The sequence below is a fragment of the Chromohalobacter canadensis genome (assembly GCF_034479555.1).
Taxonomy (GTDB): Bacteria; Pseudomonadota; Gammaproteobacteria; order Pseudomonadales; family Halomonadaceae; genus Chromohalobacter; species Chromohalobacter canadensis.
Genome location: NZ_CP140151.1, coordinates 1,775,586 through 1,792,368 on the forward strand (window position 1 = coordinate 1,775,586; position 16,783 = coordinate 1,792,368).

The 16,783-nt window shown below is 59.3% G+C and carries 13 protein-coding genes; 6 read left to right on the forward strand and 7 right to left on the reverse strand.

What is annotated here, in order from left to right:
• Positions 1-22 precede the first annotated feature (22 nt).
• Together SR908_RS08475 and SR908_RS08480 are read left to right on the forward strand one after the other, a co-directional pair.
• A complete protein-coding gene (locus SR908_RS08475; protein WP_097021510.1) occupies positions 23-706 on the forward strand; it encodes an OmpA family protein in 684 nt (227 codons plus the stop codon).
• A gap of 108 nt (positions 707-814) precedes the next feature.
• Positions 815-1,660, forward strand: coding sequence for a 23S rRNA (adenine(2030)-N(6))-methyltransferase RlmJ (locus SR908_RS08480; RefSeq protein WP_097021511.1), 846 nt, complete (start codon positions 815-817; stop codon positions 1,658-1,660).
• 37 nt (positions 1,661-1,697) lie between these two features.
• On the opposite strand, the gene mnmE is transcribed toward SR908_RS08480, so the two are convergent.
• The 4 genes from mnmE to rpmH all read right to left on the reverse strand — a co-directional run bounded on the left by mnmE (position 1,698) and on the right by rpmH (position 5,481).
• The gene (gene mnmE / locus SR908_RS08485) at positions 1,698-3,074 is read right to left on the reverse strand and encodes a tRNA uridine-5-carboxymethylaminomethyl(34) synthesis GTPase MnmE (protein WP_246923231.1); all 1,377 of its coding nucleotides are present in this window, start codon (positions 3,072-3,074) and stop codon (positions 1,698-1,700) included.
• Positions 3,075-3,176: 102 nt separating this feature from the next.
• Entirely contained in the window at positions 3,177-4,865 is a 1,689-nt protein-coding gene (gene yidC, locus SR908_RS08490; RefSeq protein ID WP_097021513.1) for a membrane protein insertase YidC, read from the reverse strand.
• A gap of 83 nt (positions 4,866-4,948) precedes the next feature.
• Complete coding sequence (rnpA, locus tag SR908_RS08495; protein WP_097021514.1) at positions 4,949-5,335, reverse strand: ribonuclease P protein component; 387 nt, start codon at positions 5,333-5,335, stop codon at positions 4,949-4,951.
• An 11-nt stretch (positions 5,336-5,346) separates the two neighbouring features.
• On the reverse strand, positions 5,347-5,481 hold the full coding sequence (gene rpmH, locus SR908_RS08500; RefSeq protein ID WP_040240205.1) for a 50S ribosomal protein L34: 135 nt from the start codon (positions 5,479-5,481) through the stop codon (positions 5,347-5,349).
• 589 nt (positions 5,482-6,070) lie between these two features.
• Here rpmH and dnaA point away from each other — a divergent pair.
• The 4 genes from dnaA to gyrB all read left to right on the forward strand — a co-directional run bounded on the left by dnaA (position 6,071) and on the right by gyrB (position 12,335).
• Entirely contained in the window at positions 6,071-7,558 is a 1,488-nt protein-coding gene (gene dnaA, locus SR908_RS08505; RefSeq protein WP_097021515.1) for a chromosomal replication initiator protein DnaA, read from the forward strand.
• Between the two features lie 49 nt (positions 7,559-7,607).
• The gene (gene dnaN / locus SR908_RS08510) at positions 7,608-8,711 is read left to right on the forward strand and encodes a DNA polymerase III subunit beta (protein ID WP_097021516.1); all 1,104 of its coding nucleotides are present in this window, start codon (positions 7,608-7,610) and stop codon (positions 8,709-8,711) included.
• A 101-nt stretch (positions 8,712-8,812) separates the two neighbouring features.
• Positions 8,813-9,898, forward strand: coding sequence for a DNA replication/repair protein RecF (gene recF, locus SR908_RS08515; protein ID WP_097021517.1), 1,086 nt, complete (start codon positions 8,813-8,815; stop codon positions 9,896-9,898).
• Positions 9,899-9,917: 19 nt separating this feature from the next.
• Positions 9,918-12,335 (forward strand): DNA topoisomerase (ATP-hydrolyzing) subunit B, encoded by a 2,418-nt coding sequence (gene gyrB / locus SR908_RS08520; RefSeq protein WP_246923228.1) that lies wholly within the window; start codon positions 9,918-9,920, stop codon positions 12,333-12,335.
• Positions 12,336-12,490: 155 nt separating this feature from the next.
• Here gyrB and gmhB read toward each other — a convergent pair whose 3' ends face one another.
• The 3 genes from gmhB to glyS all read right to left on the reverse strand — a co-directional run bounded on the left by gmhB (position 12,491) and on the right by glyS (position 16,781).
• Entirely contained in the window at positions 12,491-13,045 is a 555-nt protein-coding gene (gene gmhB / locus SR908_RS08525) for a D-glycero-beta-D-manno-heptose 1,7-bisphosphate 7-phosphatase (RefSeq protein ID WP_246923225.1), read from the reverse strand.
• Positions 13,046-13,183: 138 nt separating this feature from the next.
• Positions 13,184-14,224, reverse strand: a complete 1,041-nt coding sequence (locus SR908_RS08530) for an SDR family oxidoreductase (protein ID WP_246923212.1) — start codon at positions 14,222-14,224, stop codon at positions 13,184-13,186.
• Positions 14,225-14,714: 490 nt separating this feature from the next.
• Positions 14,715-16,781: a glycine--tRNA ligase subunit beta gene (glyS, locus tag SR908_RS08535; RefSeq protein ID WP_246923210.1), complete on the reverse strand. Its 2,067-nt coding sequence runs from the start codon at positions 16,779-16,781 to the stop codon at positions 14,715-14,717.
• Positions 16,782-16,783: the final 2 nt, after the last annotated feature.

The following is a 16,783-nucleotide window of genomic DNA, read 5'->3' on the forward strand; positions in this document are numbered from 1 at the left end:
TACAGCTAAGGAGAAAGGACGCATGCAACGCTCGATATGGATGGCGATTCCGCTGGCTCTGGCGATTGGTGTTACGGGTTGTGCAAGCAACGATGCACAAACCGGCGGCCAACAACAGAGTGACCACGGCAATACCTTCGGTGGTGCGGGCATCGGTGCCGCAGTGGGCGCAATTGCCGGGGCGCTGACCGGGGACGGCAGCAGCAGCACCCGTGACCGTGCGTTGATCGGGGCGACTGCCGGGGCAGCCATCGGCGGCGGTGTGGGCGCCTACATGGATGCTCAAGAAGAAAAGCTGCGCAAGGATCTCGACGGGACCGGTATCGGGGTCGACCGTCAGGGCGACAATATCGTCCTCAACATGCCCAGCAGCGTGACCTTCGATGTGGACTCCAGCGAGCTGCGGACGCCCGCGCGGCAGGCACTCAACGATGCCACTGCCGTCATGCGCGAGTACCCCAAGACGCGGATTAACGTGGCAGGCTATACTGACAGCACCGGGAGCGCCGACTATAACCAGCGCTTGTCTGAGCGTCGCGCGCAGTCCGTGGCCGATTATCTCGGTGAAGGTGGTATCGCCAGCAATCGTGTCGCCACGGCCGGCTACGGGGAAAGCCAACCCGTCGCCAGCAATGATACTGAAAGCGGCCGCGCCCAGAATCGGCGTGTCGAAATTACGCTGACACCCGTCACTGAGCAGAGCTAAGCGACCACGGTATCGCGCCAGGCCGGTTCACGCCGGCCTGGCCTGCCAGGTTCATCAACGCCCCTGACGTGGGCTTCCTCTGCGCTTCACGTCGTTTCGGAACCTTTCATGCTCGCTTATCAGCACGCCTACCACGCCGGCAATTTCGCCGACGTTCACAAACATCTCTCCCTGTTCGCCGTTCTGCGCCATCTATTACGTAAACCTTCTCCTGTTACGTATGTGGATACGCATGCCGGGCGCGGACTGTATCCCCTCGATGCCGAGGAAACGCAGCGGCTCAAGGAGTATCGCCACGGTGTGGCGAGTCTCTGGGCGGCGCGTGAGCGCCTTGCCGACGACCCGCTGCTGGGCCCATGGTGCGAGCGTCTCGGTGCGGTGCAAGCATCGCCCCGGCTCAGCCATTATCCGGGCTCGCCCTGGTGGTTGTCCCAGGCATGTCGGGCGCAGGATCGACTCGACCTGTACGAGCTTCATCCGAGTGAGGTGAGCCATCTCGAGACCCAAGCATTGCCCGATCAGGCACGCCGCTTCCACGCGGACGGGCTGTCCGGCCTGCGTGCCTCTTTGCCGCCTGCGACGCCCCGCCTTTGTGTGCTCATCGACCCCAGTTACGAGATCAAGCAGGAATATGTCGACGTCGCGACGACATTGCAGGCCGTGTCCGCCAAGGTGCGTCACGCCATCGTCTTGATCTGGTATCCGTTATTGCCCAGCGGGCGCCATCACGACCTGCTCGATGCCGTGCGGCGTAGCGGAGTGCGCAAGGTCTGGCGCAGCGAGCTGCTGCAGCATCCGCCCGGCGATGTCACGCATGGCATGTACGGTAGTGGCATGCTGATCTTCAACCCGCCCTGGGGCGTGGATACGCAGCTCGATGACAGCCTGTCGCACGTCGTACGCTGTCTGGGCGATGCGGCCACGCATACCTCGCAGTGGTGGGTCGAGGAGTAAGTGAATACTTACTCTGATTTCGTGATGGGAATCTTGACTATTTCCCGATACAGAAGCTGCCGAAGATTTCACCGAGGAGATCGTCGGCGGTGAATTCGCCGGTGATTTCGGCGAGCGCATGCTGCGCTTCACGAAGATCCTCGGCGAGGAGTTCACCGGCGCCGTGCCCCTTTAGTTGGGCGATGCCGTTGTCGAGTGCCTGACCGGCGCGGTCGAGGGCGTCGAGATGGCGTCTGCGAGCCGAGAAGCGTCCTTCTGTGGTGGCATCGAAGCCCATCACTGTCTTGAGATGGTCCTTCAAGTTATCCACACCCACTCCGGTAATGGCGGACATGCGCACCAACGGTGGGGTTGTGGATAAATCACTTACGGCATCCTCACCGCTTTCGTCGATCTTGTTGCGCACCAGCGTCAGGCGCTCGGGGTGGGGGAGGCGTGCGACGAATTCGGGCCAGAGTTGCATGGGATCGGTTTGAGTCGTGGTCGCCGCGTCGACCAATAGCAGTACGCGGTCGGCCTTCTCGATCTCTTCCCAGGCACGGGCGACGCCGATTTTTTCGATGGCATCCGGCGTGTCGCGCAACCCGGCGGTGTCGATGATGTGTAACGGCATCCCATCCAGATGAATGTATTCGCGCAGTACGTCGCGGGTGGTGCCTTCGATGTCGGTGACGATGGCGCTATCACGTTCGGTCAGCGCGTTGAGCAGGCTCGACTTGCCGGCGTTAGGGCGTCCGGCGATGACCACGTTCATGCCTTCGCGCATCAGCGCCCCCTGACCGGCGGCGGCACGCACCTCGCCAAGTGTCAGGTGCACTTCGTCGAGCATCGCCGCTACCTTGCCATCGGCGAGGAAGTCGATCTCCTCCTCGGGAAAGTCGATGGCGGCTTCGACGAACATGCGCAATTCGATCAGTTTATCGACGAGCGCTGCGACGCGCGTCGAGAATTCCCCCTGTAGCGAGCGCAGGGCGTTCTCGGCGGCGGCGCGGGAACTGGCATCGATCAGATCGGCGATGGCCTCGGCTTGGGCCAGGTCGAGCTTGTCGTTGAGGAAAGCGCGTTCGGAGAACTCGCCGGGGCGCGCCAGGCGGGCGCCTAGCGTGACACAGCGCTCAAGGAGCAGATCCATGATCACCGGTCCACCATGCCCTTGCAGTTCGAGCACATCCTCACCGGTAAAGGAGTGAGGGCCGGGGAAGAAGATCGCGATCCCTTCGTCGATGACATCGCCGTTGGCGTTGCGGAAGGGGCCGTAATACGCGTGACGCGGCGTCGGGCAATGGCCGAGGATACCCTCGGCCAGGGTGCGGCTGGCGGGACCCGAGATGCGTACGATGCCGACCCCGCCACGTCCGGGGGGCGTAGCGATGGCAGCGATGGTGTCCTGGCGATAGAGAGGCGTGGCGGTCATGTTTTTCTCCGACTCGTTACCGGTATTGTCCCGGTGGCAGGCCCAAAACGCCAGACCCCCGCCGAGGCGGGGGTCTGATCGGGTGGAAAGCGGAAAGCGCCGTCAGCTCTTGGCTTTACTGGCTTTTCCCGTTTCGCCGTCACTGTCGATCTTGCGCGTGATAACCCACTGCTGAAGGATCGAAATGACGTTGTTGCAGATCCAGTAGATCACCAGGCCGGCCGGGAACCACAGGAAGAAGAACGTGAAGACCACAGGCAGCATCTTCATGATCTTGGCCTGCATGGGATCCGGCGGTGTCGGATTCAGCAACTGCTGAACGAACATCGAGGCGCCCATGATGATCGGCAGGATGAAGTAGGGATCCTGGGCCGAGAGATCATTTATCCACAACATGAAGGGTGCATGACGCAGTTCCACGGATTCCAGCAACATCCAGTACAAGGCGATGAAGACCGGCATCTGCACGACGATGGGCAGACAGCCCCCCAGAGGATTGATCTTCTCCTTCTGGTAGAACTTCATCATCTCCTGCGACATCTTCTGTCGATCGTCGCCGTACTGCTCCTTGATGCGCTTCATCTCCGGGCCCATCTTGCGCATCTTCGCCATCGACTTGTACGCCTTGGCGGAGAGCGGGAAGAGCACGAGTTTCACGACGACCGTGAGCAACACGATCGACCAGCCCCAGTTGCCGATCAGGCCATGGATCTTCGCCAGCAGCCAGAACAGCGGATTGGCGATGAACCATAACCACCCGAAGTCGACGGTCAGTTCCAGGTGCGGCGCGATAGATTCCAGGCGGTCCTGGATCTTGGGGCCCATGTAGAGCGTCGCGGCCAGAGTGGTTTCACTGCCGGGCTGGAGTTGCTGAGAAGGGCCGGCAAATGCGGCGACATTGCGATCACGGGAATCGATATTAGCGTAATAAAGATTCTCTTGGCTCTGCACCGGGACCCACGCCGACGTGAAGTAGTGCTGAATCATGGCGACCCAGCCGCCCTCGGAATTGACATTCTTGAAGTTGCCTTCACGAATGTCATCGAAGTCGATCTTCTCGTAATTGCTTTCTTGCGTGGAGAAGGTCGCGCCGAGGAACGACTTCATGCTCATGGGGCCGCCGCCCTGACTGGGGTCAGCGCTATTGTCGCGAGCAAGCTGGCCAACGAAACGCGCGGAGATGGGCGTTTCGCTCTGGTTGTCGAGTCGGTACTCGACATTGACCGCGTAACTGTCGCGATCGAAGGTAAAACGCTTGATGATGTCCACGCCATTGACCTCGGCTGTGAGGTCGACGCTTAGGCTGTCTTGATCATCGCCGAGCGAATATTGCATTTGCTCGGAAGAGAAATCGATGCGCCCATCATGGCCCTCCAATTGCAGCCCCGACTTGGCAACGTAGCTGCGCACGTTGTTGTCGCTGAGGAGAACGAAGGGTTGCTCGCTATTCAAGGACTCTTTGTGCTTGGGTAGCGCGGCATAAACGACATCGCCGCCACGCGGATCGATGCGAATATCCAGCGCGTCGGTGCGTACCTCGATCAAGCCGTCCGAATCGGTTTGCCCGTCCGCACCAGGCATATCGGCGGCCTCTTGCGATGAGGCACTGTTACCGTTGTTGGACGTGGGGACCGAGAGGCTGTCGGCGTCACTATCGGACGTATCCTGGGTAACGCTTTCAGGTGCGCGTTGTTCGGCGCTGTTTTGCCCATAATCCGCGTTCCACTGAATGACCAGTAGATAGGCGAGTACCGCGAGCGGGATGACGAGTAGGAGTCGTTTTACGTCCATAAGGATTCTGCCCGGTGATACATTCTGACGTCACGTCCCGACCGGCACTGCGGCCACGATGGAACGTGGCGGAGAAATGCCGATCAAGGGGATGGCGTGGACGAGACCGACTGCTTGCGTACGTCTTTTTCCAAGCGTCGCCACATGCCGTGCAATTGGCGATGCAAGGTATCGTTATCCAGCTCATGAGCCCCACGCCGAGCGAGAACGATGATATCCACGGCGGGTAGACGGTGTTGCTGGAGACGAAAGGATTCACGGACGAGGCGTTTCAGACGGTTACGGTCGACAGCACGACGTACGTTCTTCTTGCTGAATACGAGCCCCACTCGAGGTTCACCGAGAGCATTGGGGCGCGCAAGCATCAAAAGGCCCTTACCGTGCACCTTGAAGGACGCATGAGCGAAGACGTGCTGATAGTCCCCGGCAGTTAGCAGTCGCTGACGCCGGGGAAAGCCCTGATCGGACATTCGTTGTCCAGTCAGGCGCTCAGACGCTTGCGACCTTTGGCACGACGACGCGCCAGCACCTGGCGGCCGTTCTGGGTGGCCATGCGAGCACGGAAGCCGTGCACGCGCTTGCGCTTTAGGACGCTCGGTTGAAAAGTGCGCTTCATAGCTGCGAATTCTCACGTGGTTGTTTGGAAACGATTTGAAACTGAAGAGCCCGGTACGCTTGCACCAGGCGGTATTCGGCTCAAGACCGGCAATTCTAGTGAATCCCTGGGGCAGGTGCAATTTTTCCGGCGTTTTTATCCACACCTGTTTTGTTACGGCGGCAAGGGCTCGGCATGTGTCGAGACGGTCAGACCGATCGAATGCCCGTTTGGACGTTCGCCGCTTGCCGGCTCGACCCTGAGCGAACCGATACAGTTATTACATTATTAAAGTTGTACTAACTGATGTTGTTATTAATGGTGGGGATATTATTTGTGGATAACCTATTTTTTACCTTTATTAACAGTGATATGCCATGTTCCTGAATATGTGGGAAAAAGGCGAGTAATCGGTGGGTAAGCTGTCGGTAGCATTGTGGGTAAGTGGCGATTTCTCCACACCCTGCGACATCTCCACGTTTCACGGACACGTTGTGCGCTGAGTTATGGATGGGGTTTTCCACAGGAAAAGAGACTCGGCATCCATGTGGATAACCCGGGCGTCGAACGATACAATAGCCGGCCATTCATCAACGCTAGGTGAGGTCGTGTGTCGGTCGCTCTCTGGCAGCAATGCCTCAACTTTCTTCAGGATGAGCTGAGCTCTCAGCAGTTCAACACCTGGATTCGCCCCTTGCAGGCGGAGGACGGTGACGCCAACGAGCTGTGTCTGCTGGCGCCCAATCGCTTCGTGCGTGACTGGGTCAATGATAAATACCTGAAGCGTATCAATGAGTTGCTTAGGGAGCTTGCATCCGGCAAGCCGCCCAAGGTGCAGCTGACGGTGGGTAGCCGCCGCAATGTGGCCGTGTCGTCGCCGCGTGATCTGGGGGCACCGGTATCGGCGGCGGCAATGAATACCTCGCGTCCCCCCGAGACACCGCCCGCCGTGCATGCACCGAGAGCCCAGGGCGATTATGCGGATGAGCAGGAAATCGATCGCATGCGTGAGCGCGAGGATTCCTCGCGCCGGGGGGGCGGTGAGCGTCAGGTGCAGGTGGAAGGGAGCCTCAAGCACCAGAGTGGTCTCAATCCCAATTTCACCTTCGAGACCTTCGTCGAGGGTAAATCGAACCAGCTCGCGCGTGCTGCTTCGCGCCAGGTGTCCGAAAACCCCGGTGGTGCCTACAATCCGCTGTTCCTGTACGGTGGTGTCGGCTTGGGTAAGACGCACCTCATGCATGCGGTAGGCAATCACCTGGCTGGCCAGCGGGAAAACGCCAAGGTGGTTTATCTGCACTCAGAGCGCTTCGTGGCTGACATGGTCAAGGCGCTGCAGCTCAACGCCATCAACGATTTCAAGCGTTTCTACCGCAGCGTGGATGCACTGCTGATCGACGATATCCAGTTTTTCGCTGGCAAGGAGCGCTCGCAGGAAGAATTCTTCCATACGTTCAATGCGTTGCTTGAGGGTGGCCAGCAGATGATCCTTACCTCGGATCGCTACCCCAAGGAAATCAGCGGGGTGGAAGAACGCCTCAAGTCGCGCTTCGGTTGGGGTCTGACGGTGGCCATCGAGCCGCCCGAACTGGAAACCCGCGTGGCGATCCTGATGAAAAAAGCCGATCAGGCCAAGGTCGACCTGCCGCACGATGCAGCGTTCTTCATCGCACAGAAGATTCGCTCCAACGTGCGCGAACTGGAAGGGGCATTGAAAAAGGTCATTGCCGACTCGCACTTCATGGGCAAGCCGATCACCCAGGATTTCATCCGCGAGTCGCTCAAGGACTTGCTGGCCTTGCAGGACAAGCAGGTCGGTGTCGACAACATTCAGCGCACGGTGGCGGAGTATTATAAGATCAAGCTAGCGGATCTTCTCTCCAAGCGCCGTTCGCGTTCGGTCGCGCGTCCGCGCCAGGTTGCCATGGCCTTGGCGAAGGAATTGACCAATCATAGCCTGCCCGAGATCGGCGATGCTTTCGGGGGGCGCGATCACACCACGGTGCTGCATGCCTGCCGTAAGGTGCAGACACTCAAGGAAGAAAGCGCGGATATCCGCGAGGACTACAAGAACCTGTTGCGGCTGCTGACCAGTTGAGCATGGCGGCCAGAATATTCCCTTGGACCCCAGGACGAGAGTGGAGCCCATGAGATTTACCATCACCCGCGAAGACCTTTTGCGTCCGCTGTCGCTGGTTGCCGGCGTCGTCGAACGTCGCCAGACCCTGCCGGTGCTGTCCAACGTGCTGCTCGAGGTACGCGACACTCAACTGGCACTGACCGGTACGGACCTCGAAGTCGAGCTGATCGGTCGCACGACCCCGCATCAGGTCGACGAGCCGGGCTCGGCGACGGTGCCGGCGCGCAAGCTAATGGATATCTGCAAGTCGTTGCCTGAACGCACCGATATCACCTTTACGCTCGAAGAGGGGCGTGCGGTGCTACGTGCCGGGCGTTCACGCTTCACCTTGTCAACGTTGCCGGTGGCGGAATTCCCGAATATCGAGGGAAGTCAAAGCGATACGACCTTGACCTTGACGCGCGGCACTCTCAAGCACTTGATCGATGCGACCTCTTTCGCCATGGCGCAGCAGGATGTGCGTTATTACTTGAACGGTATGCTGCTCGAGTTCGGTCATCACCTGGTGCGTACGGTGGCGACCGACGGTCACCGCTTGGCAGTGTGCGCGCGTAGCGCCGAGGTCGAAGTGGAGCCGTCGCAGAAGCTCATCGTACCGCGCAAGGGCATTCTCGAATTGGCGCGTTTGCTGGACGGCAGCGATGAGCCGGTGGAACTCACCATCGGGGGTACCCATCTGCGCGCACAGACCGGGGATTTCACCTTTACTTCCAAGCTGGTCGACGGCAAGTTCCCCGATTACGAGCGAGTGGTCCCGCGGGGCGGCGATAAGGTTGTCATCGCCGAGCGTGGCGAGTTGCGTCAGGTGTTGTCGCGTACCGCGATTCTTTCCAACGAGAAATATCGTGGGGTCCGTCTCAATCTCGAAGAGCACAACCTGCGTGTGACGGCCAACAACCCCGAGCAGGAAGAAGCCGAGGAAAACGTGGCCGTCGAGTATGAAGGCGACACCTTGGAAGTGGGGTTCAATGTCGGCTATCTCGTGGACGTGCTCGGCGTGCTCGATGCCGACCGCGTACAAATGACGCTTTCCGATCCCAACAGCAGCGCACTGCTGGAAGAACCGGGTGGTGGCGATGCCATGTACGTGGTCATGCCGATGCGCCTCTGATCGCCTGCGCTGCTCTTTCACTCATGCACGTCTCGGGTGTAGTCGGTTCACGCCGACATCGCTAACTGTGCCCGAGGCGGCATGCTGCCTCCGATCCCCTTATGCCCCTCGAACGTCTCAATTTCCTAGGTTTGCGTAACCTGGCAGCACTTGATATGCGACCCGCGCCGGGGATCAACCTGGTGACCGGTGCCAATGGCAGCGGCAAAACCAGTTTGCTGGAAGGCGTGCACATGCTGGGGATGGCGCGCTCGTTCCGCACCCAGAAGCTCAAACACGCGATCACCCACGACGCTGATGCCGTCACCTTGCACGGTCGCCTGGCGGGTGATCCGCCGGTGTCGTTGGGCGTTCGTCGGTCACGCGATGCCGCCGAGCTAGAAATTCGTCTCGATGGCGAACGCGGTATCCGTGTGGCGCGCTTGGCGGAAACGCTCCCCCTGCAGCTGATCAACCCCGATGCCTTCCGTCTATTGGAAGGTGCACCTGCGGCTCGGCGTGAGTTCCTGGACTGGGGTGTGTTTCACGTGAAACATGAGTTCTTCGAGGCATGGCGGCGGGTGCGGCGCGCCCTGAAACATCGGAATGCCCTGCTCAGACATGATAGAATCGACTTAAGATCGATGCGTGTCTGGGAGCAAGAGTTGGCGCATTGGAGTGAGCAACTCGACCTCTTGCGCAGCGACTACATGGCGCAATTCGCCAAGACATTCGAAGCGACATTGAATGAGTTGTTGCCGCTTTCCGGCTTGTCTCTTCGTTATTATCGCGGATGGGATAAACAACGTGGGTTGCTGGATGTGCTCGAAAACGGTCGAGACACTGATCGGCAAATGGGCTTTACCCAGCAGGGGCCGCAACGCGCCGACTTGCGCTTGCGCATTGGCAAGCGCGCTGCCGTGGAAGAACTATCGCGCGGGCAGCAAAAGTTGGTAGTGAGTGCGCTGAAATTAGCCCAAGGGCGCTTGCTGGAAGAACTGACGGGGCGTACCTGCGTTTACCTGATCGATGACCTGGCTGCCGAGCTTGATGTTTCGCATCGGCGGATCTTTTGTCATTGGCTGGCGCGCTTGAACTGCCAGGTCTTTATTACCGGAGTCGAGCGCGGTGCGCTCGAGAATGCATGGCAGTCGGAAACGGATGTCGCGATGTTTCACGTGGAACACGGGCGACTGCTCACGGAATGACTTCACGACGGAGTAGGCAATGAGCGAACAAGCTTACGACTCATCGAGCATCAAGGTTCTCAAGGGCCTGGATGCGGTACGCAAGCGCCCCGGCATGTACATCGGCGATACCGATGACGGCACGGGCCTGCATCATATGGTCTTCGAGTTGGTGGATAACTCCATCGACGAAGCGCTCGCGGGACACTGTAGCGAGATTCGCGTGGTGATCCACCCCGATGAGTCCGTCACCGTCAGTGACAATGGGCGTGGCATTCCAACTGATATGCATTCGGAGGAAAACGTCTCGGCGGCAGAAGTCATCATGACGGTCCTGCATGCCGGCGGCAAGTTCGATGACAATTCCTATAAGGTCTCGGGTGGTCTCCACGGTGTTGGCGTTTCCGTCGTCAATGCGCTCTCCGAAGAGCTCAAGCTCACGGTGTGGCGCGCTGGTCAGGTTTATGAGCAGATCTATCATCATGGCGTGCCCGACTCACCCTTGGACGTGGTGGGAAAGACCGAAAAGAGCGGTACCCAGGTCAACTTCAAGCCATCGACCGAAACCTTCGCCAATATCGAATTCCACTACGATATTCTGGCCAAGCGCTTGCGTGAGCTGTCGTTCCTGAACTCCGGTGTCGCGATCCGCTTGCTCGACGAGCGCTCGGGCGCTGAAGAACTGTTTCACTATGAAGGTGGGCTGCGGGCCTTCGTCGATCACTTGAACACCAACAAGGCGACGTTGAACCCCGTATTCCATTTCGAAACGCAACGCGAAGATGGCATCGGCGTTGAAATGGCGCTGCAGTGGAATGATACCTTCTCCGAGAATATTTTCTGCTACACCAACAACATTCCTCAGAGCGATGGCGGCACGCACTTGGCCGGTTTCCGTGCAGCCCTGACACGTACGCTCAATCACTACATCGAAACCGAAGGGCTGCTGAAAAAGGCCAAGGTCAACACGGCTGGTGACGATGCAAGGGAAGGGTTGACGGCGATCGTGTCGGTCAAGGTGCCCGATCCCAAGTTCTCGTCGCAGACCAAGGAAAAGCTGGTGTCGTCCGAGGTCAAGACAGCGGTCGAGCAGGAGATGGGGCGTCAGCTGGGCGATTATCTGGTGGAGCGGCCGAACGAGGCCAAGGCCATCGTTAACAAGATGCTCGACGCTGCGCGTGCTCGCGAGGCAGCGCGTAAGGCGCGTGATATGACGCGCCGTAAGGGCGCATTGGATATCGCCGGGCTACCGGGCAAACTGGCTGATTGTCAGGAAAAAGACCCGAGCCTGTCGGAGCTTTATCTGGTCGAGGGTGACTCGGCCGGCGGCAGCGCCAAGCAAGGGCGCGATCGACGCACCCAGGCGATCCTGCCGCTCAAGGGCAAGATCTTGAACGTCGAGAAGGCGCGCTTCGACAAGATGTTGTCTTCGGCGGAAGTAGGTACGCTGATCACGGCATTGGGGTGTGGCATCGGGCGCGAGGAATTCAATCCCGATAAGTTGCGCTACCACTCGATCATCATCATGACCGATGCCGACGTTGATGGGTCTCACATCCGCACGCTGTTGTTGACGTTCTTCTTCCGGCAGATGCCGGAACTGATCGAGCGTGGCCATGTGTTCATCGCTCAGCCGCCACTTTATAAGATCAAGCGCGGCAAGCAGGAAACCTATCTCAAGGATGAACAGGCGCTGACGGATTATTTGACCACGACGGCGCTGGATGGCGCTCGCCTTTACGTCAATGCTGATGCGCCAGGCATTGCCAACGAGCATCTCGAGACCCTGGTCAATGAATATCGCGATGTCATGCGGCGTATCGACCGTCTTTCGCGGGTTTATCCCAACCTCGTGCTGCGTAAGATCGTGCATACTGCAAGGCTTGAGAGCGATAGCCTCAAGGACCGCGAGACCATGCAGCATTGGATCGACCATCTGCAGCGCGAAATGGATGCTCTCATCGCCTACGAGGGCGGTCCGCGTTATACCTTCCACCTCCAGGAAGACACTGAGCGTGGTGTTTACCTGCCCTGCGTAGCATTGACGGCGCATGGGGTGACGACTGACTACGTGTGGGGCGTCGATTTCTTCCGCAGCGCCGATTACCGCGCCATGACCGCCTTGGGTGAGACGCTGGACGGGCTGCTCGAAGAAGGCTCCTACGTAGCTCGCGGTGAGCGTCAGCGTTCGGTGGATACTTTCTACGAAGCGCTCGAATGGTTGATGAGCGAAGCCCAGCGTGGCCTGAGTGTGCAACGTTATAAGGGCCTGGGCGAGATGAATCCCGATCAGCTATGGGAAACGACCATGGACCCCAATTCTCGTCGGATGCTGCGCGTTTCCATCGAAGATGCCGTGGCATCCGACATGATGTTCAACACCTTGATGGGTGACGAAGTCGAGCCGCGTCGTGACTTCATCGAGCGCAATGCACTGGTCGCCAATCTGGATATCTAGCAGGGCACACGGACAGGGGATGTTTCACGTGGAACATCTGCGGTGAAGTACTGCTCTACAGTGCGATAGAAAGAGGCTGGTAACGTCATCGCGTTGCCAGCCTTTTTTGTGGTGTGATGACGAACCGTAAGCCGCTGTGCCAAGGCAAGCAAGTATCAAGAAGCGGCTTTGTGGCCGAGAAGCCAATCAGTGAAGGCGGCAAGGTCGTCAAAGATGAATGCGTCATCGAGGCCTGTGCCTTTTAGCTCGGTACGCCTTCCCTTGCCGGTACGCACCAGAGCGCTTTGACATCCCACAGCGTCGCCGGCCTGCAGGTCGCGCAGGCTATCGCCCACCATCCAACTGCCTTCGAGCGTTTCTAACCCGAGTGCATCGCGTGTGCGCTCCAGCAGTCCTGGTAAAGGCTTGCGGCAACAACAGCCATCGTCCGGCCCGTGCGGACAATAGGCGGTGTAGACGATTTCACCCCCAGCGGCATTCACCAGCTCTTGCATCTTGGCATGCATCGCCTCAAGGGTGGCTACATCGAAATAGCCGCGTGCGATGCCCGATTGATTGGTGGCAACCGCCACTGTCCAGCCGGCTTGCGATAGACGCGCAATGGCCTCGATGGCCTGAGGGTAGGGGAGAAATTCATCGAGCGATTTTACGTAGTCATCGGAATCTCGGTTGATGACGCCGTCTCGATCGAGGATGACAAGTTGAGTCATGGAGTCTCGGCCAGCAGGAAAACTGATACCAATTATCATGGCTAAGTACGCCGGCTGCAAAACACCCCATGTTTCACGTGAAACATGGGGTGTCGTTTTTAGTGACAATGGGGCATGGGAGGTGTGGCGGAGAGTCGCTTACGGAAGAATGTTCCTCTCGCGCAATCGATCGAAAGCTGCGAATAGCGATTCACGGGAATCACAGCGGCGAGTGAACCCATGACGGTAGATTTTGTTAACATCCGAAATGACGTCGGTCTCGGTATTGAACACGAAGTTGCCGAAGCCCCATTGGACCACACGCTCGAGGCGTTTTTCCGCGAGACCGTGTTTCTCCACGATGTGCTCCCAGACCGGTTGCTTATCGGCCATGTGCTGCTCGAGATCAAGCGGGACAGGACTAGCGCTGGGCAAGTCGAAGTAAGCGGCGATATCCTGCCATAGGCGCTCCCAGCGGAAAATGTCACCATTGGTGACATTGAAAGCTTCACCACCGATACCCTCGGTTTCGGCGGCCCAGAGGCTGGCCTCTCCCAGCAGTGCCGCATCGGTAGTCTGCATCAGTACATGGTAAGCGGCCTCGCTACCCGGATAACGTAGTGGCACGCCGAGCTCGCGGGAAATAGCCGCGAAGGCGCCGATGACGGCTGCAATATTCATGGGGTTTCCGTTGATATTGCCGCTGACGACGACATCGGGGCGCAAGGCGACGTAATCCCACTCGGCGCTTTTTGCGCGCTTGGCAAGCATTGCTTCTTGGGCCTGATAAATGTTCGGTGGCATATGGCTGGGATCAGACTCTCGCGCCGGGGTTGGCACTTGGGTGCCGAGATGTATGCCGTAAATCTTGAACCCCTGATAGATGACGACTCGCGTCAGTGGGGCATTGGCCTGCTCCAGTGCATCGAGTAGATTATCCAGCATCTGGGCGTTGCGTTTCGCTTCGGTCGACAGATCGGTATCCGGCGCTAAGGCAGCATAGAACAGGTGTGTAGTATCCGCCGCCTGATCGCGAATCGTGTTCTTGGTTGCTTCGGCGTCGGTCAGGTCCACCGTAACGGTGTCGATACCTTCGATGGAGCGTCGACCCAGTCCCTTTACCTCGGCGCCATGCTTCTTCAGTGCATCGTGCGCACCGTGACCGATGATGCCACTGGCGCCTGCGATCAATGCTTTCATGTGCTTCCTCCCTGTTTTACGTGACACATCCGCTTCGTACGATATTTTGCTCAAGCGATCCTTGTCGCTGCCGTCTACATCTAGCGCTAGGATAATGGATATAGTCGCCGGTCAATCTAGTCTCGCCGTGGCTTCAGTTCCAACGGCCATCGCATCACGGTCCTCCCTCCTGAGCGTGATGTTTCACGTGGAACAATCCTTGAGCTACGAGCTACGAGCTACGAGCTACGAGCTACGAGCTACGAGCTACGAGCTACGAGCTACGAGCTACGAGGAAGAGGGAAGAGGGAAGAGGGAAGAGGGAAGAAGACCCGCGGCGTCGATGAATTGGGTCGCGGTGTTTCACGTGAAACATCTCTGTTTGGTGCGCAGGGAGGGGCTGGCTGGTCTCTAGTGAAGAAGACAACATACCGGTAGCCATTATGTTCCACGTGAAACAAAAAAGGGTGGCCGGTTAGGCCACCCTTTTCAGTTGCAACGCGTGTGTGGGTTATTGCTGCAGTTGGGCGATATCCGCGACTTCCAGGAACAGGGCCTGGAGGCTGGCCAACAAAGCTAGGCGGTTGCGGCGTACCGCCTCGTCGTCAGCCATGACCATGACATCGTCGAAGAAGGCATCGACGGGACCACGAAGCTGGGCCAGTACATCCAGCGCCTCGGAATAGCGGGCGGCATCGAGTAGTGGGCGTACCGCTTGATGGCATTGCTCGAGCGCTTCGCTCAGCGTCGTCTCGGCTTCGGCTTGCAGCAGAGAGGTATCCACCGAGGTAGAGCCATCGTGCTGCTGTTTGGCAAGGATGTTCGAGACGCGCTTATTGGCTGCCGCTAGCGCTGCTGCTTCTTCCCGCTGACTGAAAGCATGTACGGCCCGAATCCGGCGCGCGAAATCGAGCGGCCGAGTGATCGGGCGAGAACGCACTGCCAGATAGACCTCGACGGCGATGCCTTCGTCCTGGGTCCAGGCGCGGAAGCGGTCGAGCATGTAATCCAGCACATCATCGATCAGGCCGTCAGCCTTGGGTAGCTCGTCATGCTGAGCGGCGGCGAGTTCGAGAAGTTCGCGCAAGTCGAGATCGAGCTCACCCTTGATCAGGATGTTGAGAACGCCGATGGCGGCGCGGCGCAGGGCGAAGGGGTCCTTGGTACCCGTGGGGCGCTGGCCGATACCGAAGATGCCTGTAAGCGTGTCCAGGCGATCAGCCAATGCCAGGGCCAAGCCGGTCTGCGTCTTGGGCACCTCGTCGCTGGCGAAACGCGGCAGGTACTGCTCGTGAAGTGCTTGTGCGACCTCTTCCGGTTCGCCGTCCTGGCGAGCGTAGTAGGTGCCCATGATGCCCTGGAGTTCGGGGAATTCCAGCACCATCTCGGTGACCAAGTCGCACTTGGCAAGCTGTGCGGCACGTTGGGCATGGTTGACGTCGCCACCGATCCGTTCGGCGATGAACGCGCCGATGGTCTCCATGCGTCGCGCCTTGTCACCCAGCGTGCCCAGCGACTGCTGGAAGACCACGTTATCCAGTGCGTCGCGCCGCGAGGCCAATGTCTGCTTGCGGTCGGTATCGTAGAAGAAAGCGGCATCGGCCAAGCGCGGGCGGATCACTTTCTCGTTACCTTCGATGACCTGCTGCGGATCGCGGCTTTCGATGTTGGAGACGGTGATGAAGGCCGGCTTGAGTTGGCCCTCGGCGTCGAGCAGGTGGAAGTACTTCTGATTGGCTTTCATCGACGAGATCAAGCACTCGGCGGGCACCTCGAGGAAGCGCTCGTCGAAGCTGCCGGTCAGCGCCACCGGCCATTCGACCAGGCCGTTGACTTCGTCGAGGAGGTCGTCGTCGATGACGGCCGTGGCGTCGTTGACCTCGGCTTCGGCCAGTACCTGCTCGCGGATACGCTCACGTCGGCGGTCGTTATCGGCCAGTACGAAGGCATTTTCGAGCACATCCAGGTAGTCGTCGGCGTGCGCCAGCTCGATGGCCTGCGGAGCATGAAAACGATGCCCGCGGGTGGTGCGGTCGGCCTCGAGGCCAAGCACTTCGGCGGGCACCACGTCCTGGCCGTAGAGCATGACCAACCAGTGCACGGGGCGCGAAAACTCGAGCCGAGAGGCGCCCCAGCGCATGTTCTTGGGCACCGGCAGGGCGTTGACGGCACGCCTGAGGATGGCCGGCAACAGCGCCGTGGTGGCTTCGCCCGATTCCTGATAGCGATAGCCGAGCCAGGTGCCCTTGTCGGTTTCCAGATGGGTCAGGTCCGCGACCTCGACGCCGCAGGAACGCGCGAAGCCTTCTGCGGCCTTGGTGGGCTCGCCGTCCTTGAAGGCGGCGGCCAGGGCCGGACCGCGACGCTCGATCTCGCGGTCCGGCTGCTTGTCGCCAAGTGCCTCGATGCTGACCGCCAAGCGGCGTGGCGTGGCGTGGGCGTGAGCTGCCTCGAAGGGGACCTCAGCGTCGGCGAGACCATTCGCGATGCCGTCGCGCAGGGCATTGGCGAGAGATACGATGGCGCCTGGCGGAAGCTCCTCAACGCCGAGTTCGACCAGTAGGGTGTTGGATGCCATTC

What these genes read in the sequence shown, in the direction of transcription:
- recF (WP_097021517.1), top strand. Translation starts at nt 8,813, where the DNA reads ATGCCCCTCGAACGTCTCAATTTCCTAGGTTTGCGTAACCTGGCAGCA.
- SR908_RS08475 (WP_097021510.1), top strand. Translation starts at nt 23, where the DNA reads ATGCAACGCTCGATATGGATGGCGATTCCGCTGGCTCTGGCGATTGGT.
- yidC (WP_097021513.1), bottom strand. Translation starts at nt 4,865, where the DNA reads ATGGACGTAAAACGACTCCTACTCGTCATCCCGCTCGCGGTACTCGCC.
- rpmH (WP_040240205.1), bottom strand. Translation starts at nt 5,481, where the DNA reads ATGAAGCGCACTTTTCAACCGAGCGTCCTAAAGCGCAAGCGCGTGCAC.
- dnaN (WP_097021516.1), top strand. Translation starts at nt 7,608, where the DNA reads ATGAGATTTACCATCACCCGCGAAGACCTTTTGCGTCCGCTGTCGCTG.
- rnpA (WP_097021514.1), bottom strand. Translation starts at nt 5,335, where the DNA reads ATGTCCGATCAGGGCTTTCCCCGGCGTCAGCGACTGCTAACTGCCGGG.
- mnmE (WP_246923231.1), bottom strand. Translation starts at nt 3,074, where the DNA reads ATGACCGCCACGCCTCTCTATCGCCAGGACACCATCGCTGCCATCGCT.
- SR908_RS08530 (WP_246923212.1), bottom strand. Translation starts at nt 14,224, where the DNA reads ATGAAAGCATTGATCGCAGGCGCCAGTGGCATCATCGGTCACGGTGCG.
- gmhB (WP_246923225.1), bottom strand. Translation starts at nt 13,045, where the DNA reads ATGACTCAACTTGTCATCCTCGATCGAGACGGCGTCATCAACCGAGAT.
- gyrB (WP_246923228.1), top strand. Translation starts at nt 9,918, where the DNA reads ATGAGCGAACAAGCTTACGACTCATCGAGCATCAAGGTTCTCAAGGGC.
- SR908_RS08480 (WP_097021511.1), top strand. Translation starts at nt 815, where the DNA reads ATGCTCGCTTATCAGCACGCCTACCACGCCGGCAATTTCGCCGACGTT.
- glyS (WP_246923210.1), bottom strand. Translation starts at nt 16,781, where the DNA reads ATGGCATCCAACACCCTACTGGTCGAACTCGGCGTTGAGGAGCTTCCG.